The sequence below is a fragment of the Shigella sp. FC1661 genome, from assembly GCF_001712525.1.
In the GTDB taxonomy this organism is placed as follows: domain Bacteria; phylum Pseudomonadota; class Gammaproteobacteria; order Enterobacterales; family Enterobacteriaceae; genus Escherichia; species Escherichia coli.
In genome coordinates this window covers 1-2,525 of the sequence record NZ_MDGW01000256.1, presented here as the reverse complement: position 1 = coordinate 2,525, position 2,525 = coordinate 1, and the positions used below count along the sequence as shown (strand labels likewise).

At 53.6% G+C, this 2,525-nt stretch carries 2 protein-coding genes and 3 pseudogenes; 1 reads left to right on the top strand and 4 read right to left on the bottom strand.

What is annotated here, in order from left to right; all coding sequences use genetic code 11:
• Positions 1 to 75 (top strand): hypothetical protein (locus tag BFF42_RS27805; RefSeq protein WP_228365084.1); only part of this gene is annotated, 75 nt, incomplete at its 5' end.
• Positions 76 to 124: 49 nt separating this feature from the next.
• On the opposite strand, the pseudogene BFF42_RS14985 reads toward BFF42_RS27805, so the two are convergent.
• From BFF42_RS14985 to BFF42_RS14975, 4 genes and pseudogenes are all read right to left on the bottom strand, one after another.
• A pseudogene (locus BFF42_RS14985) lies at positions 125 to 965 on the bottom strand (IS4 family transposase); the annotation flags it as partial.
• Positions 945 to 1,301: pseudogene (locus tag BFF42_RS27290) on the bottom strand (Mu transposase domain-containing protein); the annotation flags it as partial. The pseudogenes BFF42_RS14985 and BFF42_RS27290, both read right to left, overlap by 21 nt.
• A gap of 99 nt (positions 1,302 to 1,400) precedes the next feature.
• Positions 1,401 to 2,198 (bottom strand): annotated as a pseudogene (locus BFF42_RS14980) (IS3 family transposase); the annotation flags it as partial.
• A gap of 46 nt (positions 2,199 to 2,244) precedes the next feature.
• Positions 2,245 to 2,525 (bottom strand): integrase core domain-containing protein (locus tag BFF42_RS14975; RefSeq protein WP_146753334.1); only part of this gene is annotated, 281 nt, incomplete at its 5' end.

Genomic DNA, 2,525 nt, shown 5'->3' with positions numbered 1-2,525 from the left:
CTGGCGAGACGACGCTGCGACGTTCTGTTCGCCATGATGCGCGACGGGACTTTTTATACCCCGCAGGGGTCATAACATGCTTGACAACTTAATAGGGGCCCCCCCCAAAGCTGCTGTCTCTTGATCAGAGCTCCTGATCAAGAGACTTCATCACCAGGTAACCCTCAACCATATCCTGAAGTCTGACCAGCCATCCCACATGACGCCCCAACCGGGACGACCTGTGCGTTTGCTGTCATGCCATCGCCCCAGGCCCATTTCAGGGTCGGTGCCTGCACCGGAAGCGGCTTTCCTTCCAGCTTAACCCACTGTAGTTTCCACTCTGTCGGCGTCAGTATTTTCTCACAGCTGTCATTTTGTGTTTCTTCACTGACACCTCCCTGCCGCAGGCCCAGCACCCGTACCGCTATAAACGCCTGGATAACCACCATGCGCTCAAGGTTATCCCGGGTCTGCATTCGCAGCGATTCCATGTACCACCACTTTTCCACGCCTTGTGGTATTCCTCTGTCAGCCAGCGTCGCTCGTAATGGCTGACAATACGTCGTGCATCGGCGGCACTCGCCGCTTTTCCTGACGTCAGCAGATGCCAGCAGGCACCGTCCTCTGCCTGCTCCCGGCAACAGACATACGTGAGCGGGAGCGCCTGGCCGCTGTTGTCGGGATTTTTTATGCTGACTTCGCTGTAACTGATGAACATCCGGGCCTGACGGGCTGCCCGCCCGCCTTTTTGCATCACATTCAGCGTGTGGCTTCCTGCGGTTGCCAGGACTTCCGGCAGTTCGAAGAGCTTGCCGGGTGCCTCTTCCAGCCGGCGATTCTGTGCAGCACGCACCACGCTGTCCGTGGCTGACTTTATAATACAGGTAATGCCAGATATCCGCTTCCCGGTCACAGACAGTGATTACCCGTTTCTGTATCTCCCCCAGCCGTTCGGCCATGCGCTCCGAAGCCTGCTGCCAGAGTGGAGCGTGACGCTCCGGCACGGTCTGCCAGCCGTATGCAGCCGAACAGAGACGGTGCGATGCTACCTGTTGCTCATTACTGTAGATCCGCAGTTCATCATCCAGCGAGATCCGTATTGATACCAGCTGACCACACAGGCTTTCCGGCACACTGTAACGGTTCCCGCCAACCTCGATATAGCCATCCCAGGAGACATGACGGATATCGAAGTCCGTACCCAGCAGCGGCTGCAGATGCTCCTGTTCCTGCGTGAAGCGCTGTTCCGGTGTCTGCCTGAACTGGCGAAGTTCCCGCCTGTCGGCAACGTCAGCCATCCACTGCGCAGCATGAGAGTTTCCTTTGTGGTGTAGGAACCTTAAGGAAACAACATGTTGGGTGGAGCGGACAATCCAAATGGTGAAGGGGGGATGCGGACGATTTCCTGGACTGCTTTATCATTCCAGCCCGCATTGTTGGCGGTACATTTTGGGGCTGACGGCACCCAGCGATAATTTTATACGCCGCTCGTTATACCATCTGATGTAAGCATCCACTTGCTGCATGAACTTTTCTGGCGTGATGCCCGACCATTTACGCCCATAATACATTTCCGTTTTCAGTCTGCCGAAAAAGCCTTCGCATGCAGCATTATCAGGTGAACATCCTTTACGGGACATTGAGCGAATAAGACCTGCTGCATTCACTCTTTCCAGCCAGCCTGGCCAGCGATAATGCCCACCTCTGTCACTGTGTATCACCGGTCGTTCGCCAGCATTTAACGTTTCGACAGCGCTATCCAGCATAGTGTTGACCAGTTCAGCATCAGGGCGTGTACTGAGAGACCAGCTCACAACTTTTCCATCGAAGCAGTCCACCACTGGTGACAGCCAGACTTTACCTGCAGGGAGCTGGAACTCCGTGATATCTGTCAGCTATTTCTGATTAGGTTGCTCCGCCTTAAAATCTCTGGCGATAAGGTTATCCGGAGCCGGTCCGATTTCTCCGCAATATGAGCTGTAGCAACGACGACGGTTACGACTGACGACAAGCTGTTCCTCCACCATAAGTCTGCGTACAACCTTTTCTGATAGCCGCCCCCCCTCATGCCTGAGCATCGCATGCAGGCGACGATAGCCATAACTCTGGTAATTACTGTTAAAGATATCTGTCAGCATCTTACGTATCGTGGCGTATTTATCACCGGCTTTCAGTGCAGCCCGGTGATAAAAATAACTGCTACGGGCAAGGCCCAGAACTGAGGTGTACTGGCAATAGCGGACACCACCATTTGTTCTTTTTCTAAGCAGTCATCTGATAATATTTTATCCTGAAGGCTGCCGGGGAGATATTCCCCAGACGAGAGTGACGACGCTGACGATTGTAGAAAATCTCAATGTATTCCCGTATTACTGAGATGGCCTCATCCCGGCTCTTAAAACGATAGTGGCTCAGGCTTTCATTTTTCAGCGTTCCCCAGAAGCTTTCCATCGGAGCGTTGTCGTAACAGTTACCTTTACGCGACATTGATGTTTTCAGACCAGACTGCTCCTGTATGACCCGGTAATCGTATGCGCAGTACT